This is a genomic window from Streptomyces sp. NPDC006624 (assembly GCF_040611555.1).
Taxonomy (GTDB): Bacteria; Actinomycetota; Actinomycetes; order Streptomycetales; family Streptomycetaceae; genus Streptomyces.
Window position 1 is genome coordinate 277721 of record NZ_JBEXOM010000006.1, and the last position, 22275, is coordinate 299995.

21 protein-coding genes, 1 pseudogene and 1 riboswitch are annotated in these 22275 nt (G+C 72.2%); of the genes and pseudogenes, 10 read left to right on the forward strand and 12 right to left on the reverse strand.

Going from position 1 to position 22275, the window contains the following annotated elements:
* Positions 1-84 precede the first annotated feature (84 nt).
* A complete protein-coding gene (locus tag ABZY20_RS14205) occupies positions 85-777 on the reverse strand; it encodes a copper homeostasis protein CutC (protein ID WP_356441365.1) in 693 nt (230 codons plus the stop codon).
* A gap of 101 nt (positions 778-878) precedes the next feature.
* Positions 879-1559 carry a maleylpyruvate isomerase family mycothiol-dependent enzyme gene (locus ABZY20_RS14210; protein ID WP_356441367.1) on the reverse strand — a complete coding sequence of 227 codons (681 nt, stop codon included), beginning with the start codon at positions 1557-1559 and terminating at the stop codon, positions 879-881.
* Between the two features lie 46 nt (positions 1560-1605).
* Here ABZY20_RS14210 and ABZY20_RS14215 point away from each other — a divergent pair, with 46 nt between their 5' ends.
* From ABZY20_RS14215 to ABZY20_RS14230, 4 genes are all read left to right on the forward strand, one after another.
* Positions 1606-2277 (forward strand): hypothetical protein, encoded by a 672-nt coding sequence (locus ABZY20_RS14215; protein WP_356441370.1) that lies wholly within the window; start codon positions 1606-1608, stop codon positions 2275-2277.
* 36 nt (positions 2278-2313) lie between these two features.
* Positions 2314-2664: a hypothetical protein gene (locus ABZY20_RS14220; RefSeq protein WP_356441372.1), complete on the forward strand. Its 351-nt coding sequence runs from the start codon at positions 2314-2316 to the stop codon at positions 2662-2664.
* 166 nt (positions 2665-2830) lie between these two features.
* Positions 2831-7507: a caspase family protein gene (locus tag ABZY20_RS14225; RefSeq protein WP_356441373.1), complete on the forward strand. Its 4677-nt coding sequence runs from the start codon at positions 2831-2833 to the stop codon at positions 7505-7507.
* A 34-nt stretch (positions 7508-7541) separates the two neighbouring features.
* The gene (locus tag ABZY20_RS14230; RefSeq protein ID WP_356441722.1) at positions 7542-8594 is read left to right on the forward strand and encodes a GNAT family N-acetyltransferase; all 1053 of its coding nucleotides are present in this window, start codon (positions 7542-7544) and stop codon (positions 8592-8594) included.
* Here ABZY20_RS14230 and ABZY20_RS14235 read toward each other — a convergent pair.
* Positions 8567-8860, reverse strand: coding sequence for a DUF4031 domain-containing protein (locus ABZY20_RS14235; RefSeq protein ID WP_356441376.1), 294 nt, complete (start codon positions 8858-8860; stop codon positions 8567-8569). The genes ABZY20_RS14230 and ABZY20_RS14235 overlap by 28 nt on opposite strands.
* Positions 8857-9240 carry a hypothetical protein gene (locus tag ABZY20_RS14240; RefSeq protein ID WP_356441377.1) on the reverse strand — a complete coding sequence of 128 codons (384 nt, stop codon included), beginning with the start codon at positions 9238-9240 and terminating at the stop codon, positions 8857-8859. Before ABZY20_RS14240 ends, ABZY20_RS14235 begins: the two co-directional genes overlap by 4 nt.
* Before the next feature lie 55 nt (positions 9241-9295).
* On the opposite strand from ABZY20_RS14240, the gene ABZY20_RS14245 reads away from it, so the two are divergent.
* Together ABZY20_RS14245 and murQ are read left to right on the forward strand one after the other, a co-directional pair.
* Positions 9296-10231, forward strand: coding sequence for a MurR/RpiR family transcriptional regulator (locus tag ABZY20_RS14245; RefSeq protein WP_356441380.1), 936 nt, complete (start codon positions 9296-9298; stop codon positions 10229-10231).
* Between the two features lie 45 nt (positions 10232-10276).
* Positions 10277-11209 carry an N-acetylmuramic acid 6-phosphate etherase gene (gene murQ, locus ABZY20_RS14250; RefSeq protein WP_356441383.1) on the forward strand — a complete coding sequence of 311 codons (933 nt, stop codon included), beginning with the start codon at positions 10277-10279 and terminating at the stop codon, positions 11207-11209.
* A gap of 13 nt (positions 11210-11222) precedes the next feature.
* On the opposite strand, the pseudogene ABZY20_RS14255 reads toward murQ, so the two are convergent.
* Positions 11223-11438, reverse strand: a pseudogene (locus tag ABZY20_RS14255) (hypothetical protein); the annotation flags it as partial.
* A gap of 266 nt (positions 11439-11704) precedes the next feature.
* The gene (locus ABZY20_RS14260) at positions 11705-11950 is read right to left on the reverse strand and encodes a hypothetical protein (protein ID WP_356441385.1); all 246 of its coding nucleotides are present in this window, start codon (positions 11948-11950) and stop codon (positions 11705-11707) included.
* 114 nt (positions 11951-12064) lie between these two features.
* Between ABZY20_RS14260 and ABZY20_RS14265 the strand changes: the two genes are divergently transcribed.
* From ABZY20_RS14265 to ABZY20_RS14275, 3 genes are all read left to right on the forward strand, one after another.
* A complete protein-coding gene (locus tag ABZY20_RS14265) occupies positions 12065-12904 on the forward strand; it encodes a helix-turn-helix transcriptional regulator (RefSeq protein WP_356441388.1) in 840 nt (279 codons plus the stop codon).
* A complete protein-coding gene (locus tag ABZY20_RS14270) occupies positions 12888-13085 on the forward strand; it encodes a DUF397 domain-containing protein (protein ID WP_356441391.1) in 198 nt (65 codons plus the stop codon). The genes ABZY20_RS14265 and ABZY20_RS14270 overlap by 17 nt, the downstream gene beginning before the upstream one ends.
* Before the next feature lie 72 nt (positions 13086-13157).
* Positions 13158-13727, forward strand: a complete 570-nt coding sequence (locus ABZY20_RS14275) for a hypothetical protein (RefSeq protein ID WP_356441394.1) — start codon at positions 13158-13160, stop codon at positions 13725-13727.
* A gap of 4 nt (positions 13728-13731) precedes the next feature.
* On the opposite strand, the gene ABZY20_RS14280 is transcribed toward ABZY20_RS14275, so the two are convergent.
* From ABZY20_RS14280 to thrC, 6 genes are all read right to left on the reverse strand, one after another.
* Positions 13732-15288, reverse strand: coding sequence for a carboxylesterase family protein (locus tag ABZY20_RS14280; RefSeq protein WP_356441397.1), 1557 nt, complete (start codon positions 15286-15288; stop codon positions 13732-13734).
* A 92-nt stretch (positions 15289-15380) separates the two neighbouring features.
* Positions 15381-16535 carry an NADH:flavin oxidoreductase gene (locus tag ABZY20_RS14285; RefSeq protein ID WP_356441724.1) on the reverse strand — a complete coding sequence of 385 codons (1155 nt, stop codon included), beginning with the start codon at positions 16533-16535 and terminating at the stop codon, positions 15381-15383.
* A gap of 145 nt (positions 16536-16680) precedes the next feature.
* Complete coding sequence (gene groL / locus ABZY20_RS14290; protein WP_356441400.1) at positions 16681-18303, reverse strand: chaperonin GroEL; 1623 nt, start codon at positions 18301-18303, stop codon at positions 16681-16683.
* A 331-nt stretch (positions 18304-18634) separates the two neighbouring features.
* Positions 18635-18838 (reverse strand): cold-shock protein, encoded by a 204-nt coding sequence (locus tag ABZY20_RS14295; protein ID WP_004986573.1) that lies wholly within the window; start codon positions 18836-18838, stop codon positions 18635-18637.
* Between the two features lie 446 nt (positions 18839-19284).
* Positions 19285-19560 carry a ubiquitin-like small modifier protein 1 gene (locus ABZY20_RS14300; RefSeq protein ID WP_037670105.1) on the reverse strand — a complete coding sequence of 92 codons (276 nt, stop codon included), beginning with the start codon at positions 19558-19560 and terminating at the stop codon, positions 19285-19287.
* A 128-nt stretch (positions 19561-19688) separates the two neighbouring features.
* Positions 19689-20975: a threonine synthase gene (gene thrC / locus ABZY20_RS14305; RefSeq protein ID WP_356441404.1), complete on the reverse strand. Its 1287-nt coding sequence runs from the start codon at positions 20973-20975 to the stop codon at positions 19689-19691.
* A gap of 18 nt (positions 20976-20993) precedes the next feature.
* Positions 20994-21150, reverse strand: a riboswitch (SAM riboswitch).
* A gap of 155 nt (positions 21151-21305) precedes the next feature.
* Between thrC and ABZY20_RS14310 the strand changes: the two genes are divergently transcribed.
* The gene (locus tag ABZY20_RS14310) at positions 21306-22250 is read left to right on the forward strand and encodes a glucosyl-3-phosphoglycerate synthase (RefSeq protein WP_356441407.1); all 945 of its coding nucleotides are present in this window, start codon (positions 21306-21308) and stop codon (positions 22248-22250) included.
* Positions 22251-22275: the final 25 nt, after the last annotated feature.

The following is a 22275-nucleotide window of genomic DNA, read 5'->3' on the forward strand; positions in this document are numbered from 1 at the left end:
TGGGGCGGCACACGTGGGCGCGGCGGCACCTCGTCGCGCCGGGTTGCGCACCCGCCCGCCCCCAGCCCTCACGCCGAGCGCCCCTCAAGCCCCGTCCACCACACCCCGCCACTGCGCCACCGCCTCCGCCGACACCGGCTCGTTCCAACCCCCTGGACGCGCCGCGCCGCCGATGTGGAAGCCGTCGACTCCGGCCTTCAGCAACACCGGTACGTGGTCGAGGCGCAGCCCGCCGCCCACCAGCAACTGCTGCTCGTAGCCCGGTTCCCCGGCACGCCCGGCCTCGGCGAGGAGCACGGGCAGGCCCTCGTCGACACCGCCCGCCGCCCCGGCCGTCAGGTAGGTGTCAAGGCCCGGCAGGCCGTCCAGCTGCTTGCGCAGGGCGTCCCGGTCGGCGGCGCGGTCGATGGCGCGGTGGAAGGTCCAGGGGCAGCCGTCCAGCACACCGGCGATCCGCTCCACCGCCGCCAGATCCACGGACCCGCCCGCGTCGAGGAACCCGAGCACGAACTCCTCGGCCCCGGCCTCCCGCAGCTCGGCGGCCACCCGGACCAGCCGCTCGACGTCCCCGGCGGCGAAGCCGTCCGCGAGCCGCAGCATCACCCGCAGCGAGATGTCGACCGCGCCGCGGATCCCGGCGACGGTGGCGGCCGGCGGGGTGAGCCCGTCGGCCGCCATGTCGGTGACCAGCTCGAGGCGGTCCGCGCCTCCGGCCTGGGCGGCGACCGCGTCCTCGACGCCGAGGGCGATCACCTCCAGGACTGCACGCTTGCTCATGGGGCCCCTTCGTCGGCAGGTGTCGGCGTACGGCAACAGGTCTAGTCCAATCAAGACTACGCTGCCCACTCCGGCCGCCTCCCACGCCCCGGGGAGCACGCTCAGCCGAAGATGTTCAGCTCCTTCGCCTCCACCCCGGCCAGCTCGAACGCGGGCACCCCGTCGACCGGCCGTCCCGCGTACAGCCGTACGAGGGTGGGCCCGTCCCCGATGAAACGGCCCGGGGGCCGCTCGCCGCCGCTCTCCCCCAGCCGCAGCGGCTCGTCCAGGTCGTCGAGGTCGGCGTGCAGCGGCACGTGCCCGCGCTCGCGGGTGACGCGGGCGAGCAGCGCCAGCGCGTCCGGCAGCCCGGCCCCGCCGTACGCCCCCGGCTCCCCGAGGGCCTCACGCACGTCCCCGGCGTGCACCCACTCGCCCAGGGCGAGCATGTCCAGCCTGCCGTCCGCCGCGGCGATCACCGGGCCGGCCTCGGTCATGCCGCGCTCCAGCTCGTCGACGATCCGCGCGTCGTCCCAGCCGCCCCGTTCGGCGATGTCCCGGTCGTTGGACTCGGGCGAGAACACGCCCGTCTCGAACCGGCCCTCCACCACCCGCGTCAGCGCGGCGGAGGAGTGCGCCAGCACGTCCCGCACCGTCCAGCCCGGGCACGCGGCGACGGGCCGCGCGAAGTCCTCCCCGGCCCGGCCCCGCAGCAGCGGGATCAACACGTCTCGCTCGACGGCGAGCAGCCGCCCGGGCTGCTCGGGGTCCCGTACGTCGTGCACATCAGCAGGAGTCGTCATGCCCCCACGCTAGGTGCCACCACCGGGCCGGCGGGAGAATGACCCCATGGCCGATCCCCAAGCCCTGCGCGCCCGCTTCGTCCGCACCCTCCAGGCAGCCCGGGGCACCGCCGACGGTCCCGACCCGGGGCCGTACGCCGACCACCTGCTCACCCGCTGGCAGGAGCCCCACCGCCGCTACCACACGGTCGAGCACCTCGCGGCGGTCCTCCGCCACGTCGACGCCCTGCAGGACCACGCGCACGACCCGGACGTGGTCCGGCTGGCCGCCTGGTTCCACGACGCGGTGTACCTGCCCGAGCGCTCCGAGAACGAGGAGCGGTCCGCCCGGCTCGCCGAGCGCGCCCTGCCGGAAGCCGGTGTTCCGGACGCGAGGACGGCCGAGGTGGCCCGCCTGGTGCGCCTCACCGTCACGCACGACCCGGCCGGCGACGACCCCGACGGCCAGGTCCTGTGCGACGCCGACCTGGCGGTCCTCGCCTCGCCCCCGTCCGCGTACGCCGCCTACACCGCCGCCGTGCGCGAGGAGTACCACTTCGTCCCCAACGCGGCCTTCCGCGAGGGCCGTGCCGCGGTCCTGCGGCAACTGCTGGAGCTGCCCCGGCTGTTCAGGACGCCGTACGGGGCGGAGCACTGGGAGGCGACCGCCCGCTACAACCTGCGGTCGGAACTGGAGCTGCTCGAGGTTTCGGCCTCGGACCCGCCCTCCGCACCCTAAGGTTGGGCTCACCGCGTCACAGGGAGGGGAGCACGGATGGACGACGCCACCGAGCCCGGGGCCCTCGAACCGAGCCTGCCGTTCTGGGTCACCGTCACCGAGGAAGGGGACGACGACTCCATGGGCCTGTTCGGCCGCGGCAACGGCGAACCGGTTCTGCGGTCCGTCCCGCTCGGCCCTCTGCGCAAGAACCTCGCGCAGACCGTCGACGCCCTCCAGCAGCTGTTCGAGGACGCCGCGGCCCGGGGCGGCACGCTGCCGCTCGCCGAGGCCCAGCTGTCCTTCCAGGTCACCGCGAGCGGCGGCGTCCAGCTGGTCGGCAGCGGCCAGATGCAGGGCACACGCGGCCTGACCCTAATCTTCAGACGGCCCCCGGAGCAGCCCTGATGCATGTGTTCGTCCCGGGACGCAACGCCATTCGTGTGGACTAAAGTTGGCGCACGAACGGCCGAGACGCGGGGGGACGGCATGAGCGGCAGCGCGGCAATCCGGAGCAGGACGGCGGCTACGGCCGCGGGGGCCCGGCCGGCCCGCCCCGCCTGACCCGCCGCGCATGCCCCAGCACAGGGCCCTGCTCATCGGAGCGAGCGAGTACGACGACCCGCGCATCCAGGACCTGCCCTTCGTCCGCGACGACCTGCAGCGGGTCCGGGACGCGCTGGTGCGGCGCGGGTTCCTGTCCGCGGACATCGTCGAGAGCAAGCGCGGCATCACACCGAACACCGTCAACGGCCGGATCCGTGCCTTCCTCCGTGACGCCGGTCAGGGCGACACGCTGCTGGTCCTGCTCAGCGGGCACGGCCAGCATTTCGAGGGCAGGGACTTCCTGATCCCGGAGGACGCCACCTTCGACGTCGGGGTCTTCGCCGACAGCTGTATCGCGATCGGTTGGGAGCGGGAGCTGGAGGACTCCCCCGCGGCCCATGTCGTCTTCCTGGTGGACGCCTGCCGCGAGGGCATCGACCGGGACACCATGGCGGCCCCGCCCGGCGTGCAGCCCTGGCCCGGGCGCAAGGTAGCCGCCGCGCTGCGCCGCAAGGTGGCGTACGTGTACGCCTGCACGGCGCCCCAACTCGCCTTGTTCGTCAGCGAGAAGGAGGCGGTTCGGCCCGGTTGCGACGCCGGTACGCAGCCGGGTGAGTCGTTCAGCCTGTTCTCCCGCGCCGTCGCGGACACCATCGCGGCAGACCCGCACGCCCTGCGCCTGCGCGAGTTCGCGGTGCGTGTCCAGTCCCGGGTGGAGGAACTGCACCGCGCCTACGGCAAGGCGCGCCCGCCACAGCAGGTCACCGTCGTCACGGAGACCGCGGCCGCCCCGGACGGTGAGGACTTCCCGCTGCTGCCCGGCCCCGACCGCCGCGCCGAGACCCACCCGTGGATCCGCTCGACGGAACGGCACCCCATCTGGCAGCGCACCCCGGACGGACCCGCCCGCGGCCTCCTCCAAGAGACCTGTACCGCTCTGGCGGCCCGCCTGGCCGCGGCGTACGAGAGCACGGCGCACGCCCTGCGCGACGACCCCTGGCACGACGCCGAACTGGCCCAGCGCACTCACGTCAGACTGGGCTTTCTCACCCGGCTGCTCGCCGACGGCGTGCACCTGTCCCCGTCCGAGGCGGCACTGGCGGTCCTGCTGCCCATGGTCGAGCAGGCCTTCTGGGCTCAGGAGGCCGCACAGCGTGCCGGCGTCCTGAGCACGGACCTGTGCGCCGACGGCCCCGACCACCGCCGCTTCCGCAAATTCAGCCAGGGCTTTCCCCGTCTGAAGCGCCGACTGCTCACCCTGCGCGACAAGACGGCGGCGCGCGGTTCCGTGGAGCGGATCCACTGGTGGCTGTTCCACCGCTGGCTGATCCAGCAGCCGGAGCTCTACGCGGCGGAGGCGCTCAAGTCCCTGCTCGGCGAAGTGGCGAGCGGCTCCGAGCAGCCGCCGTGGGTGGCCGACGCGCTCTCCGCGGACCGTCTGATGCGGCTGCTGAAGGAACACCGCACGGCCCCCTTCTCGGTACGCCGCACCGCCGCCCACGCACCCGGCGCCGCGCCTCCCGAGGACCACGACGTCATCGCCGCGGCCACCGGCGACGAGCACGAGGTGCGCACGCCGCTGGTCTCGGCGCTGCTCAAGGCGGCCCACGCCATGGCCGTGGACCCGGTCGACCTCCCCGACATCGTCGTGGAGCACCTGGGCATCTACGACAGCGTGGACCTGGGAGAGCTCAGAGTCACCGTCCGGAACTCCGACTGGCGCCACTCCGGTGTGGGCCGCTCCCTGAACGCGGTGTGCACCCACCCAGCCGTGCAGATCGCCCTGCGGGACCATGCCGGCCGCGTCGACACGCTCCTCCGCGAGATCAACCGGCGCGGCGACCCGGCCCTGGCACCGCTCCGGACGCTGCCGCCGTACGCGGACGGCAGCCGGGTGCGCCTCGACGGCAACACCCCCGGCCAGCTCTCCGACGGCATCCGGTTCCAGCTCGCCGAGGACCGCGTCCAGGAACTCCTCATGGGCGAACAGCTCTACGGCGACCAGGAGCTGGCCGTCCGCGAGCTGTACCAGAACGCCCTGGACGCCCTGCGCTACCGGGACTGCCGCACGCAGTACCTGCGGCGCACGGGCCGGCCGACGGCCCCCTGGGAGGGACGGATCGAGTTCGTCCAGGGCGTCGGCCCGGACGGGCGCCCCTATCTGGACTGCCGCGACAACGGCATCGGCATGGGCATCACCGAACTCGGCAGCGTCTTCTCCCAGGGCGGCACGCGTTTCGTCGACCTGCCCGAGTACATCGAGGAACAGGTCACCTGGAGCGAACTTCCGGAGCCCAGGCTCAGGCTGTACCCGAACTCCCGTTTCGGCATCGGCGTGCTGAGCTACTTCATGCTCGCCGACGAGATCGTCGTCCGCACGTGCCGGATGGGGCGGGAGGGCCGCCCCGGGCGCTTGCTCCAGGTGACGATCGCGGGGCCGGGGAACCTGTTCCGGGTGGAGGACCTGGGCGAGGGAACCGAGCCGGGCACGACGATCCGGCTGCTGCTCTCCCGCCGGGGCAGACACGTCTCGTGCGTGGACGCGCTGCAGCGGTTGCTGTGGGTGGCGCCCTATCGGACGTCGGCGGTGCACGGGTCCCGGGAGCACGAGTGGGCGCCCGGGGAGCTGTCGCGGGTCGCTTTGGCCATCGACACATCGAAACGTCAGCCGGACACCGGGGACGCGCAGCACGTCTGCCTGGCGTCGGCCTCACCGGACCTGTGGTGGATCGACCGAACGGGCGTCGCCCTGTCGGACGGCCTCCTGACGGAATCCGACCCGGGCTTCCAGGCGGTGCACCAGTTCCCCTACGGCGTCGTCGTGAACCTGCACGGCGAGCACGCACCCGTCCTCACCGTGGACCGGAAGCAGGTGCGTTCCCTCGACCGTCAGCACGTGCGCGACGTCATCACCGCCGCCGTGCCCAGCCTGACGCGGCCGGGTCTTCCCCTGCCCACCGTCGGCTGGCTGGCCCAGGTCAGTGCGTCCGCGACGTGGTTCGGTGATCTGGTGACGGAGCATGCCGGGCGTGCCGGTCTGAAGTGGCAGGCCCCCGGGGTCTCGATGCCTTTCCGCACGGTCGGCTGGTTCCCCCCGGACACCGATCTCCTTCCACTGGTCACCGGCGCCTACCCGCCCACCCCGCGGCGGCACCACTTCGTCCGCTTCTTCGCCAACATGCCTCCGGGCGTGCTGCGCTGGCGGCTGCGGGCGCTTTACCGCGTCGCCACCGGAGAGCCGGTGCCGGACACCGGGCCGCCCTGCCCGTCCGACGACCTGTGCGCACGGCCGTCGGACCTGCTGCTGCTGAGCAGGAGGCGATACCGGAACTGGGACACCCCGCGCCGCCAATGGCGGAGGTCGCCGCCGGGGCACGCTCTGGCGGTCCTCGGCAGTCTCTTCGGCTGGCGCGATCCGGCGATTCCGCTCAGCGTCGCCGATGTCCTCACACTGACCGAAAGGTCGGGGCGGCGGCCCGCGGAGGTCGCCGAGCGGCTCACCGCCCTCGGCTACCAGGTCGAGCCCTTGGGGGGCTGCGCCGCCGCCGGACCCGAGGACCTTCCCCTGCTGAGGCTGACGGGAAGCCGGGGCTGGCTGGCTCCCGGCTCGGCCCTGTCGGGACCGCAGATCTGCGTCAGCGCGGTGCACGGCGACTGCTCCACGTCCCGAGCCGCGCAACGACTGAGGGAACTGGGCTTCCCGGTGCCGGACGAGTACCCGGTCAGGGAGCGCTGGACCGAGGAGGAGCGGGGCATCCTCCGGTCCCTGGGGGTGGGGCACGCCGCACCGCTGTCCCTGGAGGAGGCCCAGCACGTCACACACGCCCAGTTGGTGTCGGTGGCGAACAGCACGGACACGACCGTGGCCGGCGTCAGGAAGCTCCTGTCCGAGCTGGGGTTCCACCTGCCCGCCGGCGCCGCGGCCGGTCCAGGACCGACCGAGGACGACCGGCCGCTCCTGCTCCACAGGGGGCAGCGTCCGTGGGTGGACCAGGAAGTCCCGCTCCTCTACATGACCGCCGTGGCACGCCACCTGCACAGGCCCGTACGGGCCGTCGCGGCGCGGCTGGGCGAACTCGGGTTCGCGGTGGCCGCCGTCCCCGAAGAGGAGGACCGGCTGCCCTCACGGGAGCAGGTCGCTCTCGTCAACCCCCATGTCAGACTGGACGCGGCACGCCCTCTGCCTGTGCGTCAGGTGGCCCGGAGCGCAGAGCACGTCGGAATGCCGCTGCACCAGGCCATAGCGCACTACTCGGCGTGCGGCTTCCGCTGCTCGGTCACGGCGGAGGCGGTCTCCCGTCTCGGGGACTTCACCAGCGCGATGTTCACCAGCGGCCCGTTCCACGACCCGAGCCAGTTCGGCCCGGTCACTCCCGCCGTCGCTCACGCGATGGGGAGCCACACCCTCGCCACCCTCACCGCCTTCGGCTACGACGTCGTGCCCCCTTCCGAAGCCTGGTTGCGGGAGCGTCATCTGGAGCAGAACCTGCTGCTGTCCCTGACGACCGACGAAGGCTCGGCCGCCGTCCCTCAGCCGGACGACCCACCGCTTTCCCTGGTCACTCTGGCTGTGGTGGCCATGTCGGCCGCCACCACGCTGCGCAGCGCCGCCCTCAGAGCCACCCGGCTCGGCATGCGCCACGAGATCGAGGACTGGTTCCCCGCACGGGAAAACCCGTCGCCCCGGCCGGGCGGCCCCTCATAGCCTGCCCACCATGTGGACAACGGGTGCGGAGCAGGTGGAGCGGGCCGTCGCCGAGTGCGTCGGGGTGCTGGGGGCGGTGACCGGCCGGGACTGGGAAGGGGTGCGGGCCGGGCGGCTGGAGTGGAGCTGCCGGGAGACGGCGGTGCACATCGCCGACGATCTGATCGCCTATGCGGGGCAGTTGGCGGGGCGGGAGACCGAGGGGTACACCCCGTTCGAGATCTCGCTGGAGGAGGGGGCCGGCAACGCGGACGCGCTGCGGGTGATCAGCACGACGGGCGCGCTGCTCGCCGCCGCGGTGCGGACCACGCCGCGCGAGGTGCGGGCCTTCCACCCGTACCCGTTCCGCAGCGCGAACCGGGAGGGGTTCGCCGCGATGGGCGTGGCCGAGCTGCTGCTGCACACGCACGACATCGCCGAGGGCCTCGGCGTGCGGTACGAGGCGGACGCCGAGCTGTGCGGCTTCGTGCTCACCCGGATCTTCCCGCACGTCCAGCCGGGGCCGACGCCGTGGCGGACCCTGCTGTGGGCCACCGGGCGCGGTGAGCTGCCCGGGCGTGCCCCCGTCACCGCGTGGCGGTGGAGCAACAACCTGGTGATCGGGACCGAACGGCTCACTCTCCAGGGCGTCACCCCAGCGGCGGCCACCGACCTCTCCACGGTCGGCGACGGCGGCTTCGAGTGGATCGAGGGCGGGCCGATCGAGGGCACCCGGGTCGGCGCCGGACTCGTGTACAAGCAGTACGAGGACGGCGTCCACCGGCCGGAGTGGGGCATGTACGTGCTGGTCCGCCGGGAGGACGGCCGCGCGGTCGGGGCCATGGGCTTCCACGGCGTCCCGGACGAGTCGGGCCGGGTGGAGGTCGGCTACGACCTCGTCGAGGGCGCCCGCGGCCACGGGTACGCCACGGAGGCGCTGCGCGCGCTGTCCGGCTGGGCGCTGGACCGCGACGAGGTGCGGACCGTCGTCGCCCACGTCGAGCGGGGCAACCGGCCGTCGCACAACGTCCTCACCCGCGCCGGTTTCCGGGTCGCCGGCGAGGATCCCGAGCAGACGGCCTACGAACTGCGGCCGTCCCGCGCCTGATCCGCCCGGTGCCCGCCCTTGCGCCGGCGCAGCCCCGCCCCGTACAGCAGCCGCACCACCTCGCGGCTGCTGACCTCCACCGCCCCGGCCCGCACCACGTCCTCGTAGCGCTGGGCGGGGATGTCGTAGTGGTCGCGTTCGAAGGCGCGGCGGGGCACGCCGAGGCGCTCGGCGAACCGGTGCAGCTCGTCGTAGGAGACGTCGCTGATCAGGTGGGACCACATACGGCCGTGGCCGGGCCAGGCGGGCGGGTCGATGTAGATCACGAGGAGGCCGGACCGCCCAGGGCCTCGCTCAGCGACCCGACCGCAGCGACCTTCACGCCCGCCTCGCTGCACACCCAGTGCGGGTCGGGGCCCAACTCCGGTTCCACGTCCAGCGCGTGCGGTTCGCCGGTGCCGCACACCGGGCACAGCGGCCAGCGTCCGTACCGCTCCAGCAGCGCGTCCTGGACGTCCTGCGCGACGAGCCCGGCCACATAGGGCGCGCCCTCCGGCCACTGCTCGACCCACCACCGCCGCTGGGTCACGGACTCCTCGACGAGATCCACGACGTCCGCGTCCGCGACACGTCCGGCGACGAGGTCGGCCAGCACGAGGGCGCGCGCGGCGTGCAGCGTCTGCTCCAGAGGGCTGATGGGGTCCATGCCCCCATTGTGCGCACTCTTGACCGCGACGCCGAGCCGAAAATATCTTTCAGAGGTGACCCGCAGAGTGAAGGAAATTTTCGCCAGCGATCGCGGCGGCCCGGCCGGAACCGTCGGCACCCCGCCCGCCCCCGCCGCCCTCGCGGCCAAGGTCCGCACGCTCGCCCCGTCGATGACCCGCTCGATGCAGCGCGTCGCCGAGGCGGTGGCGGGCGACCCCGCCGGCTGCGCGGCCCTCACGGTCACCGGCCTCGCCGAGCTGACGGGCACCAGCGAGGCGACCGTCGTACGCACCGCGCGGCTGCTGGGCTATCCGGGTTACCGGGACCTGCGCCTGGCCCTCGCCGGCCTCGCCGCGCAGCAGCAGTCCGGCCGGGCCCCGGCCATCACGACGGACATCGCGGTGGACGACCCGATCGCCGACGTGGTCGCCAAGCTGGCCTACGACGAGCAGCAGACCCTCGCCGACACCGCCGCCGGCCTGGACACGGTCCAGCTGGGCGCGGCCGTCACCGCCCTGACCACCGCCCGCCGCACCGACGTGTACGGGGTCGGGGCGTCGGGGCTGGTCGCGCAGGACCTCACGCAGAAGCTGCTGCGCATAGGGATGGTGGCGCACGCGCACAGCGACCCGCACCTGGCCGTCACCAACGCCGTGCAACTGCGCGCGGGCGACGTCGCGATCGCCATCACGCACTCGGGGTCGACGGGGGACGTGATCGAGCCGCTGCGGGTCGCCTTCGAGCGCGGCGCGACGACGGTGGCGATCACCGGCCGCCCGGACGGGCCGGTCACGCAGTACGCCGACCACGTGCTGACCACCTCCACCGCACGCGAGAGCGAGCTGCGCCCCGCGGCCATGTCGTCCCGGACCGGTCAGCTCCTCGTGGTGGACTGCCTGTTCGTGGGCGTGGCCCAGCGGACGTACGAGTCGGCGGCGCCGGCGCTCTCGGCGTCGTACGAGGCGCTGGCCCACCGGCACCGCCCCTGAGCCGGCCGCCCGTCCAGCACCGGAAAGACACGGAAAGAGCCGTCCATGCCCTCCCCCTCCCAGCCCCGTGACCTGCGCACCGAGTTGGAGTCCCTGACGACCGAGGCCTTCCGGCCGGAGCTCGCCGACATCGACCGGCTGCCCACCCTCGACCTCGCGCGGCTGATGAACGGCGAGGACGCCACCGTCGCGGGGGCGGTCGCGGACCGCCTGCCGGAGATCGCCGCCGCCATCGACGCGGTCGCGGAGCGGATGACCCGGGGCGGCCGGCTGGTGTACGCGGGCGCGGGCACGGCCGGGCGGCTGGGCGTGCTGGACGCCTCGGAGTGCCCGCCCACCTTCAACACCGACCCCTCCCGGGTGGTCGGCCTGATCGCGGGCGGCCCGGCGGCCGTGGTCACCTCCGTCGAGGGCGCGGAGGACTCCCGCGAGCTGGCCCGGACCGACCTGGAGCCGCTCGCCCTGACTCCCGACGACACGGTGGCCGGGATCTCCGCGTCGGGCCGCACGCCGTACGCCATCGGCGCCGTCGAGTACGCCCGGACCCGCGGCTGCCTCACCCTCGGCCTCGCCTGCAACGCGGGCAGCCCGCTGGCGGCCGCCGCCGAGCACGGCATCGAGATCGTCGTCGGCCCCGAACTCCTCACCGGCTCCACGCGCCTGAAGGCCGGCACGGCCCAGAAGCTCGTCCTCAACATGATCTCGACGATCACGATGATCCGGCTCGGCAAGACCTACGGGAACCTGATGGTCGACGTCCGCGCCTCGAACGACAAGCTCCGCGCCCGCTCCCACCGCATCGTCGCCCTCGCCACCGGCGCGGGCGACGAGGAGATCGAGCGCGCCCTCACCGCCACCGACGGCGAGGTGAAGAACGCCATCCTCACGCTCCTGACCGGTGTGGACGGCCCGACGGCGGCGCGTCTGCTGGAGGAGTCGGGCGGGCACCTGCGGGCGGCCCTGGAGGCGCGCCGGTAGGCCGGCCCCGGTACTACGCCGGCTCCGGCACCCGCGCGACCACCACGGCCCCGGCCCGCTCCCCGTCCGCCCCCGCCCTCGCACCCGCGTCCGTGTTCCGCTCGGCCTGTTCCGCCGCCGCCTTCTCCGCGAGGGCGTTGACCGCCGCGTTGAACCGCTCCATGGACGTGGGGCGGTCCGGGCCGAGGACGTACTCCTTGAGGACGCGGCGCTCGGGTGCCATCCGGTCGCGCCCGGGCCGCCGGACGAACGCGGGAGCACGGGCGTGCAGCACCTCGTCCGCGGCGTACGTCACGGCCGAGGCCACGGCGAAACCCCACAGCGACGGCAGCAGCGCGAAGACGGGCAGCGCGGCGAACAGGAACACGAGAAAGAGGTGGGAGAGGACGTGTCGTCCACATGGCGTGCGGTGGGGCGTACGCCGCTGTACGCGCGATACGCCTGTTCGACGACAGAGGTGGGCGAATGGTTGTACACCCGGCGATCACCCTTGCTTCACCGTGGCATCGCCTCCCGGTTGACCTGCCGCACGCGGGCCCGCAACGTCTCCCCCACGGGCAACGCGCGCAGCACGTCGGTCAGATGCTCCGCCGTGCGTACGTTGCACCGCCCCAGGTCGACCAGGGCGAACGGCTCGCTGCCCGCGGCCGTGACCGGGTCGACGCACAGGGACGGCAGCACGACCCCGACCCGCCCGAGGGCTTCCCGCAGCGACTCCACGATCTCTTCGGTCGAGCGCACTCTTGCACACCTCCACGCTGGGTTGCCGATTCGCCACACAGCGTGGCCGATCGATGCCTAACCTGGCCATACACGGCGTTCCAACAACCCCACCTGTGCGACAGGGAGTTGCCCATGCCCGGACCCAGGGACCTCGACCCGTCCTCCTCCCCGCGAGCCCTCCTGGGCGCCGAACTCCGCCACGCCCGCGAGAAGGCCGGCCTCAGCCAGGAGGAACTGGGCCTGCGGCTGTTCGTGAGCGGCTCGTTCATCGGCCAACTGGAGGCCGGGACACGGCGGATGCAGCGGGAGTACGCGCGACTGCTGGACGAGGCACTGGGGACGGGGGACTTCTTCCAGCGGCACTGCGGGGCGGCGGCGAAGTCGAAGTATCCGGAGCACTTCGCGGAGGCGGCGGAGGCGGAGGCCCAGGCGACGGAGATCAGGCAGTACGCGCCGCTGCTGATCTCAGGGCTGCTGCAGACGCCCGCCTACGCACGGGCCGTGTTCCGTGCGTACCGGCCCACGGCACCGGCCGAGGTGATCGAGGAACTGGTGGCGGCTCGGATGGACAGGACGGCCCTCCTCGACGATCCAACAAGCCCTTTGTTGTGGACGGTGCTCGACGAGGCCGCGCTGCGCCGGCAGACCGGCGGCCGCGAGGTGATGGCGGAGGCGCTGCGCCACGTCGCCGGCCTGGCCCGCCGCAACCGGGTCCTCGTGCAGGTGCTGCCGTTCGGAGCAGGCGCACACGCTTCGATGGAGGGCTCCATGAAGCTGATGGACTTCGAGGACGCCCCTCCGCTGCTGTACTTCGAGGGAGTCGGCACAGGACGACTGGAGGACGACCCGGCCACCGTCCGGTACCAACGGCGCACCTTCCAACTCCTCACGGCATGCGCCCTCTCTCCCGCGGAGTCCCTGGTCCTCATCGAGGGCATCGCGCAGGATTACGCCCATGAGGAGCATCACTGAGGTCACCTGGCACAAATCCAGCTACAGCGGCGGCAGCGGCGGCGACTGCCTGGAGATAGCCGACAACCACGCCCCATTCGTCCCCGTCCGCGACTCCAAGAACCCCCACGGCCCGAAGCTCGTGTTCCGGGCCACCGCCTGGGCCGCGTTCGTCGCGAACCTCAAGGCCGAGACGGCCTGAGCTTCGGGACCCGGCTTTCGAGCCCTCTTTTCCAGGAACGCAAGGACTCCCCCGACTGACGACAATGGACCCATGAACCACGCCCAGCTGACCGCCCTCGGCCGTGCCCTCCGTCTGCTCGGTGAGCACGGGGAAGCCCTCTCCGCCGACACCCCGGACGCCAAGCTGCACGAGGTGAAGGCGGATCTGCGGCGAGCCCTGGACCTGCTGGAGGAGAGCGTCTCGAACGCCGCGCCCAGCACCCGGTGCCCCGAGCATCCGAACGGCCCGGTCGACGAGGGCGCCCCCGACCTGTGCCTGCTGTGCGAGACCCGGCGCCGGTCGGCCCGCCGGGACGAGTTCAACGGGCCCGCGCCGCACCAGCCGCAGACCGAGCCCGTCCAGTCACGCTACGGCGTGCGCGGCGACCGCCCCCAGCCCCAGCAGCGCTGGCTGCCGGAGCTGTGGAACGGCCAGACCTGGCAGCTGTGCGGCACCCCGCGCCGGGACCGCCGCGAGGCCGAGCTGTACATCGCCGCCCAGCGCCGGGCGCCCCGGGCCGCCATGGCGTACCGGCTGGTGCACGAGTTCACGGACTACGAGGTGCTGCGGGTGTGGGGCACGCCGGTGCGGGTCGACATCGAGCCCATGGGGAACCTGTAGGCGCCTACAGCAGCGGCAGCGGCGGGAAGTCGTGGCCCTCCCACAGGAGCCGCGAGGCCTCCTCCGGGTAGGCCGTGACCACGGGCTCCGCGTCCAGCACCTGCACCAGCCGCTCCTCGGGGTCGTAGGCCGGCCAGCCCGGGTCGCCCGTGCGTGCGAACGCCGTCCAGGAGGAGCGGAAGCGGGACGACAGCGCCAGCGCCTCGCCGGACGGCTCCGCGCCCGCGAACAGCAGGGCGCCCAGGTCCGCCCCGAACGTGCCGAAGAGCAGCGGGATGTCCAGGCCGTGGCAGGCGCCGAGCGCGCCGCCGCTGCCCGGGGCCGGCCAGGTCAGCTCGTAGAAGTGGACCCGTCCGCCACCCGCGTGCTGCGCCTCGGCCAGGCGCAGGGAGGGCATGGCGAACAGCCAGTCCGACTGGACACGCTCGTACAGCTCGGACGGGGAGGCGCCGGGGAAGGCCGTGCGGTAGGCCTGTGCGCCGTCGGGGCCGGGGGCGAAGACGCGCAGGGCCGAGGCCGCCCCCTCCTCGGTGATCCGGCCCAGCTCCCCGGCCATGGCGACGAAGAGGCGGTACTCGTCGCGGTTGTGGCCGACCAGCAGGTCGATGTCCCGGGCCGCACCGGCGCGCAGCGCCTGCCACGGCGTGCTGGTCAGGACCTCGCCGTCGACGACCGGGGCGAAGGGCGTGACCGTGGGCGCCGCCTGGCCCCAGCGGTCGAGGTACCGGGGCATCTTCGGGCCGAGTGCCTCGCCCGCCGCCGTCAGCCGGCGCGGGTCCACCGTCGACAGGTCGGCGACCGTGGGCCGCAGCCCCACCTCGGCGGCCAGGGCGCCGCCGATGTCCCTTGCCAGTGCGTCGGAGAAGTACGGGCCCGGAACGCTCTGGGCGATCGCCCGGCGGAACAGCCCGGCCGCGCGCTCCATGACGAGCAGCGAGGAGACCGATCCGGCGCCCGCCGACTCGCCGAAGACGGTGACCTGCCCGGGGTCGCCGCCGAACGCCTCGATGTTGTCCTGGACCCACTCCAGCGCGGCCACCTGGTCGAGCAGGCCGCGGTTGGCGGGCGCGCCCTCGACGTGGGCGAACCCCTCCATGCCGACGCGGTAGTTGAGGGTCACGACCACGAGGTCGCCGTCGGCGGCGATGCGCCGGGCGTCGTAGCCGGGGCTGCCGGCGTGGCCGATCCGGTAGGCGCCGCCGTAGATCCACACCATCACCGGGCGGCGGGCGGCCGGGTCGGGGTCGGGGGTCCAGACGTTGACGGTGAGCCAGTCGTCGCCCTCGGGCACGTCGATCAGGCCCGGGCCGGCCATCAGGCCGAGGTCCTGCGGGGGCGGCGGGCCGAAGGCGTACGCCTCCCGTATGCCGTCCCAGGCCCGGGCGGGGCGCGGTGCCCCGAAGCGGGCCTCGCCCACCGGGGGCGCGGCGAAGGGGATGCCGCGGAAGACGGCGAGCCCCTCCTCACGGCGCCCGCGCACCGCACCGGCGGTGGTGCGCACCACCGGCCCGGGCTGCTCGGAGGGGCCGCCCGCCGGAGGGCGGGACTCGGTCGTCGTCATCTGGGTCTCCTCACGAAGTGCCGTCCAACAAGCGCTTGTTCAGTCTCGTCGACCGACGCGAGCGGATCCAGGCACTTCGGGGCGGGCCCCGGTCAGCTGAGCGTCTTCAGCGACGCCGGGTCGTAGGGCGCCAGTTCGTCGAAGCGGCCGGCGAGGACCTTCTCGGCCCACTGCGGGTCCTGCAGCAGGGCGCGGCCGACGGCGACCATGTCGAACTCGTCGCGCTCGAAGCGGTCCAGCAGGTTGCCGAGGTCGCCCAGCTCGGCGCCCTGGCCCTGGAAGGCCTTGATGAAGTCGCCGTTCAGGCCGACGGAGCCGACGGTGATGGCGGGCTTGCCGGTGAGCTTCTTGGTCCAGCCGGCCAGGTTCAGGTCGGAGTCGTCGAACTCCGGCACCCAGTAGCGGCGGGTGGAGGCGTGGAAGGCGTCGACGCCGGCGGCCGCGAGCGGGGTGAGGATGGCCTCCAGCTCCTCGGGCGTCTCGGCGAGGCGGGCGTCGTAGGCCTCCTGCTTCCACTGCGAGTAGCGGAAGATGACGGGGAAGCCGGGGGAGACGGCGGCGCGGACGGCCGCGACGATCTCCGCCGAGAACCGGGCGCGGGCGACCCGGTCGCCGCCGTAGGCGTCGGTGCGGCGGTTGGTGCCCTCCCACAGGAACTGGTCGAGCAGGTAGCCGTGGGCGCCGTGGATCTCCACGCCGTCGAAGCCGATGCGCTCGGCGGCGGCAGCGGCCTCGGCGAACGCGCCGATCACGGCGTCGACGTCGGCCTGCGTCATGGCCTTGCCGGTGGGCTCGTCGGCGCCGATGCGCAGCCCGGAGGGGCCGACGGCCGGGGCGCCGGCGACGGGCGGCCGGCCCGGCTTGCGGACCATGCCGATGTGCCACAGCTGCGGCACGATGGTGCCGCCCGCGGCGTGCACCGCCTCGGCTACCTTCGCCCAGCCCGCGAGCTGCTCCTCGCCGTGGAACCGCGGCACGCGGTCGCTCTCGCCGGCCGACTCGTGGCCGACGTAGGTGCCCTCGGTGACGATCAGCCCGATTCCGGCGGCGGCGCGGCGCGCGTAGTAGGAGGCGACGTCCTCGCCGGGGATGCCGCCCGGGGAGAACATGCGCGTCATCGGCGCCATCGCGATCCGGTTGGGGACGGTCAGACCGCCCAGTGAGACGGGCCGGGACAGGATTTCGGCGGCGCGGGAGGCGGCGACGGTCACGGAGGGGCTCCTTCGGATACCGGACAGTATGTGCATACGCATGCGATGCACGAGTCAACCATCCGGCCCGGTGCCGCCATCCCGCCGCGCCCTGTGATCCCGGACACGCCCGAGGGCGGCACCCCCTGTCGGAACAGGGAGTGCCGCCCTCGGCAAGGACGTTGATCAACCGTCAGGTCGATCAGAAGTCCATGTCACCGCCCGGCATGCCGCCACCGGCGGGCGCGGCGGCCTTCTCCGGCTTGTCGGCGATGACGGCCTCGGTGGTGAGGAACAGCGCGGCGATGGAGGCGGCGTTCTGCAGCGCGGAACGGGTCACCTTCGCCGGGTCGATGATGCCCTCGGCGATCATGTCGACGTACTCACCGGTCGCGGCGTTCAGGCCGTGGCCGACCTGGAGGTTGCGGACCTTCTCCACGACGACGCCGCCCTCGAGACCACCGTTGACGGCGATCTGCTTCAGCGGGGCCTCCAGCGCGAGCTTCACGGCGTTGGCGCCGGTCGCCTCGTCACCCTCGAGCTCCAGCTTCTCGAAGACCTGGGAGGCCTGCAGCAGGGCCACGCCACCACCGGCGACGATGCCCTCCTCGACGGCCGCCTTGGCGTTGCGCACGGCGTCCTCGATGCGGTGCTTGCGCTCCTTGAGCTCCACCTCGGTGGCGGCACCGGCCTTGATGACCGCGACGCCGCCGGCGAGCTTCGCCAGGCGCTCCTGCAGCTTCTCGCGGTCGTAGTCCGAGTCGCTGTTCTCGATCTCGGCGCGGATCTGGTTGACCCGGCCCTGGACCTGGTCGGCGGAGCCGGCACCGTCGACGATCGTGGTCTCGTCCTTGGTGATGACGACCTTGCGGGCGCGGCCCAGCAGGTCCAGCGTGGCGTTCTCCAGCTTGAGGCCGACCTCCTCGGAGATCACCTCGCCGCCGGTGAGGATGCCGATGTCCTGCAGCATCGCCTTGCGGCGGTCACCGAAGCCCGGGGCCTTGACGGCGACCGACTTGAAGGTGCCGCGGATCTTGTTGACGACCAGGGTCGACAGGGCCTCGCCCTCGACGTCCTCGGCGATGATCAGCAGCGGCTTGCCCGACTGCATGACCTTCTCCAGGAGCGGGAGCAGGTCCTTGACGTTCGAGATCTTGGAGTTCGCGATCAGGATGTACGGGTCGTCGAGGACGGCCTCCATACGCTCCATGTCGGTGGCGAAGTACGCCGAGATGTAGCCCTTGTCGAAGCGCATACCCTCGGTGAGCTCCAGCTCCAGACCGAAGGTCTGGGACTCCTCGACGGTGATGACGCCTTCCTTGCCGACCTTGTCCATGGCCTCGGCGATGAGCTCGCCGATCTGGGTGTCGGCGGCGGAGATGGAGGCCGTGGAGGCGATCTGCTCCTTGGTCTCGACGTCCTTCGCCTGCTCCAGCAGGGCGGCGGAGACGGCCTCGACGGCGCGCTCGATACCGCGCTTGAGGGCCATCGGGTTGGCGCCGGCGGCGACGTTGCGCAGACCCTCGCGCACCAGGGCCTGGGCGAGGACGGTCGCGGTGGTCGTACCGTCACCGGCGACGTCGTCCGTCTTCTTGGCGACTTCCTTGACCAGCTCGGCGCCGATCTTCTCGTACGGGTCCTCGAGCTCGATCTCCTTGGCGATGGACACGCCGTCGTTGGTGATCGTGGGCGCGCCCCACTTCTTCTCGAGGACGACGTTGCGGCCCTTGGGGCCGAGCGTCACCTTGACGGCGTCCGCGAGCTGGTTCATGCCGCGCTCGAGGCCGCGCCGCGCCTCCTCGTCGAACGCGATGATCTTGGCCATGTGAAGTGGTCCCTCCAGGACTGGGGGTGATTACTTCGGACCGCGCCCGCGCCCGCGACGGACGGCCCCCGACCCGGTGGTTCCTTGCCCCACCCGGCCCGTGGCCTCACCGACCCGGTCCTTACGTTGTCACTCTCACCTTCAGAGTGCTAACGCAATGATTAGCACTCGGGCATGGCGAGTGCAAGCGCCTCCCGGGGATCGGGCGGGGCGTCAGCCACCCGCGAACACCCCCCGGAACCTCCTTCGAACAGGCCGAAGGGCCCGCACCCCGGGGGGTGCGGGCCCTTCAGAGAAGACCGGTCGCTGGTGCGTTGGTCGTGGTGCGCGTTCAGGCAGTGACGCGAACCATGTCGGCCTGCGGGCCCTTCTGGCCCTGCGAGATTTCGAACTCGACCCGCTGGCCCTCTTCCAGGGTGCGGTAGCCGTCCATCTGGATCGCGCTGTAGTGGACGAAAACATCCGCACCACCGTCGACCGCGATGAAGCCGTACCCCTTCTCCGCGTTGAACCACTTGACGGTGCCCTGAGCCATGCCTAACTCCCCTATTACTGGCCCTTGCACAGATCCACACTTCGCGGATCCGGGTCAGACCTCACCCCCCACGGTTGGGGGCGTGCGCCGGAACGCGTCGACCGCGGCTGAATGTATCTGTCCAACTGCCGTCTGCAACAGGTCAATCGGACGAGAATTCTGGACGTGAGGGGTCCGGAATGTGGGGAGAATTCGCCTGAATTCGGGTCAAGTCGGGCCACACAAAGGGAACAAAAGCCGCGAAAGACGCGCACACTTTGGCTACATCTTGTCGGGCAGGCGGCAGGAATTCAGGGTTCCGATCAATGGATCAGGACCGTGTTCCCCAACTCTACCGCGCTCAATCACGCAGAATTGCCCCCTCCGCTTCTCTCACGGAGGGGGCAATTCGATGCACTCTCGGTGACCGGAGTTACTGAAGGTAACAATCAGCCCGGCCGGCCGGTTCAGCCGCCGGCGACGGCCGGGATGATCGACACTCCGGCGCCGTCCGGCGTGGCCGTCTCCAGCCCCTGCTCGAAGCGCACGTCGTCGTCGTTCACGTAGACGTTGACGAACCGGCGCAGCTTCCCCTGGTCGTCCAGCACCCGGGCGGCGATCCCGGTGTGGTTCTTCTCCAGGTCGGCGATGACCTCGCCCAGGGTCGCCCCGTCGGCGGCGACCTCGGCCTGCCCGCCGGTGTAGGTGCGCAGGATGGTGGGGATGCGAACGGTGACGCTCATCGGACATGTCCTCCGGTTCTTCTTGAGCAACGGCTGGGGCGCGCCCTCAGGGGCGCGGGGGCTGTGTCGACATGCGGCTCCGGCGCGTGGGCGCGACCAGCCCCGACCGGCCCGCAGCGAACAACGAATCAGACGAGTCCGGCGTCCCGGAACGACTCCAGGCTGGGCCGAATGGTCGCGGTGAGACCGGTCCCGGCCACCGCGTCCAGCGTCTTCAGACCGTCCCCGGTGTTCAGCACCACGGTCGTCTTCGACGGATCCAGCACTCCGTCGTCGATGAGCTTCCTCGTCACGCCCACCGTCACGCCACCGGCGGTCTCCGCGAAGATCCCCTCGGTCCGGGCGAGGACCTTGATCGCGTCGACGACCTGCTCGTCCGTCACGTCCTCCACCGCACCGCCCGTGCGCCGCGCGATGTCGAGCACGTACGGCCCGTCCGCCGGGTTGCCGATCGCCAGGGACTTGGCGATGGTGTCCGGCTTCTGGGGGCGCACGACGTCGTGACCGGCCTTGAACGCCGTGGACACCGGCGAGCAGCCCTCGGCCTGCGCGCCGAAGATCTTGTACGGCTTGTCCTCGACCAGGCCGAGCTTGATCAGCTCCTGCAGGCCCTTGTCGATCTTCGTGAGCTGGGAGCCGGAGGCGATCGGCACCACGAGCTGGTCGGGCAGCCGCCAGCCGAGCTGCTCGCAGATCTCGTACGCCAGCGTCTTGGAGCCCTCCGCGTAGTACGGCCGCAGGTTGACGTTGACGAAGCCCCAGCCCTCGCCGGCCGGGTCGCCGATCAGCTCGGAGCAGAAGCGGTTCACGTCGTCGTAGTTGCCCTCGATGCCGACGAGCTCGCCGCCGTAGACCGCGGCCATGACGACCTTGCCCTGCTCCAGGTCGTGCGGGATGAACACGCACGAGCGGAAACCGGCCCGGGCCGCCGCGGCGCCCACCGCGCCGGCGAGGTTGCCGGTGGAGGAGCAGGAGAGGGTGGTGAAGCCGAAGGCGCGCGCCGCCTCCAGGGCCTGTGCGACGACGCGGTCCTTGAAGGAGTGCGTCGGGTTGCCGGAGTCGTCCTTGACGAAGAGCTTCCCGGCGTCGACGCCCAGCTCGCGCGCGAGGTTGTCGGCCTGGACGAGCTTGGTCCAGCCCGGGTTGATGTTCGGCTTGTCCGCCACGTCGGCCGGGACCGGCAGCAGCGGGGCGTAGCGCCAGATGTTCGCGGGGCCCGCCTCGATCTTCTTCCGCAGCTCCTCGGCGTCGTAGGCCGAGAAGTCGTAGGCGATCTCCAGCGGGCCGAAACACTCCTCGCAGGCGAAGACCGGGCCGAGGGGCACGCGGTGACCGCACTCGCGGCAGCTCAGGGCGGCGGCCGGGCCGAGGTCTACGGTGGAGTTCGTGGTGCTTGCAACAGTCTGCACAGCCATGTGAGGCGAGGCCCTTTCTCCTCATCTTCCTCACGACGCATCTCGCCGTGAGACGGATTTGGCACCTTCCCTAGCCGGGAGCCTCGCGGAGGTGGTCGCCAGTGACCTACGAGAACCGGCTGGAGGGTTGCCGGGGCTTCATCGGGCCGTATCCCTCTGCCCCTCTGGATGAGCTGTATGTGGTTGTTAACAACGGTTGACGCCTGACATGCGATGGTCATCCGCGTTGTTCAAGACTGTAACCGACGACCAGGACAGTTGAGATAGTCGTCCGAACCGCGAGATGGCTCACAGTCCGTCCCGCCGAGAGAACGCTAAGGAGCCGCCACGGTGCTGGAAGAAGTCGAGCGCTGGCTGGGCACCCGTTCCTGGTCCGCGACCGAGCGCCCGCTCCACCGGATCCTGGCCGCCAAGCAGCGCACCGGCCAGACGGTCAGCGTGGTGCTGCCCGCGCTCAACGAGGAGGAGACGGTCGGCGACATCGCCGCCGTGATCCGCCACGACCTGATGCTGCAGGTCCCGCTGGTCGACGAGCTGGTCGTCGTGGACTCGGGATCGACCGACCGCACCTCCGAGGTGGCCGCCGCGGCGGGCGCGACGGTGGTGCACCGGGACGCGATACTCCCGCGCCTGCCGGCCGTGCCCGGCAAGGGCGAGGTGCTGTGGCGCTCGCTGCTCGCCACACGCGGGGACATCGTCTGCTTCGTCGACGCCGACCTGCGGGACTTCTCGTCCGACTTCGTCTCCGGGATCGTGGGCCCGCTGCTCACCGAGCCGGACGTGGCCCTGGTGAAGGGCATGTACGACCGCCCGCTCGGGGGCGCCGCCGGGCAGGGCGGCCGGGTCACCGAGCTGATGGCGCGCCCGCTGCTCAACATGCACTGGCCGCGGCTGGCCGGCTTCGTGCAGCCGCTCGGCGGCGAGTACGCGGCCCGCCGCTCGCTGCTGGAGCAGCTCCCGTTCCCCGTCGGGTACGGCGTCGAGCTGGGGATGCTGGTGGACGCCCTGCACCTGGTGGGCCTTGACGCCCTCGCCCAGGTGGACATCGGGGTGCGCAAGCACCGGCACCAGGACGGGCAGGCGCTGGGCCGGATGGCCGCCGAGATCTACCGCACGGCGCAGCTGCGGCTGGCCCGCGGGCATCTGATCCGGCCGTCCCTGACGCAGTTCGAGCGGGGCGGCGACGGCTTCGAACCGCGGACGTACTCGGTCGACACCGAGGAGCGTCCGCCGATGGTGGAGATCGCCGAGTACCAGGAGCGGCGGGCGGCGTGACCCGGGTGGTTTTCGGCCGGATGCC

Coding starts and splice junctions, on each gene's coding strand:
- ABZY20_RS14280 (WP_356441397.1), bottom strand. CDS start 15,288: ATGACGACGACCGAGTCCCGCCCTCCGGCGGGCGGCCCCTCCGAGCAG.
- murQ (WP_356441383.1), top strand. CDS start 10,277: ATGCCCTCCCCCTCCCAGCCCCGTGACCTGCGCACCGAGTTGGAGTCC.
- ABZY20_RS14220 (WP_356441372.1), top strand. CDS start 2,314: ATGGACGACGCCACCGAGCCCGGGGCCCTCGAACCGAGCCTGCCGTTC.
- ABZY20_RS14275 (WP_356441394.1), top strand. CDS start 13,158: ATGAACCACGCCCAGCTGACCGCCCTCGGCCGTGCCCTCCGTCTGCTC.
- ABZY20_RS14215 (WP_356441370.1), top strand. CDS start 1,606: ATGGCCGATCCCCAAGCCCTGCGCGCCCGCTTCGTCCGCACCCTCCAG.
- ABZY20_RS14210 (WP_356441367.1), bottom strand. CDS start 1,559: ATGACGACTCCTGCTGATGTGCACGACGTACGGGACCCCGAGCAGCCC.
- ABZY20_RS14205 (WP_356441365.1), bottom strand. CDS start 777: ATGAGCAAGCGTGCAGTCCTGGAGGTGATCGCCCTCGGCGTCGAGGAC.
- groL (WP_356441400.1), bottom strand. CDS start 18,303: ATGGCCAAGATCATCGCGTTCGACGAGGAGGCGCGGCGCGGCCTCGAG.
- ABZY20_RS14270 (WP_356441391.1), top strand. CDS start 12,888: ATGAGGAGCATCACTGAGGTCACCTGGCACAAATCCAGCTACAGCGGC.
- ABZY20_RS14285 (WP_356441724.1), bottom strand. CDS start 16,535: ATGCACATACTGTCCGGTATCCGAAGGAGCCCCTCCGTGACCGTCGCC.
- ABZY20_RS14265 (WP_356441388.1), top strand. CDS start 12,065: ATGCCCGGACCCAGGGACCTCGACCCGTCCTCCTCCCCGCGAGCCCTC.
- thrC (WP_356441404.1), bottom strand. CDS start 20,975: ATGGCTGTGCAGACTGTTGCAAGCACCACGAACTCCACCGTAGACCTC.
- ABZY20_RS14295 (WP_004986573.1), bottom strand. CDS start 18,838: ATGGCTCAGGGCACCGTCAAGTGGTTCAACGCGGAGAAGGGGTACGGC.
- ABZY20_RS14300 (WP_037670105.1), bottom strand. CDS start 19,560: ATGAGCGTCACCGTTCGCATCCCCACCATCCTGCGCACCTACACCGGC.
- ABZY20_RS14225 (WP_356441373.1), top strand. CDS start 2,831: ATGCCCCAGCACAGGGCCCTGCTCATCGGAGCGAGCGAGTACGACGAC.
- ABZY20_RS14240 (WP_356441377.1), bottom strand. CDS start 9,240: ATGGACCCCATCAGCCCTCTGGAGCAGACGCTGCACGCCGCGCGCGCC.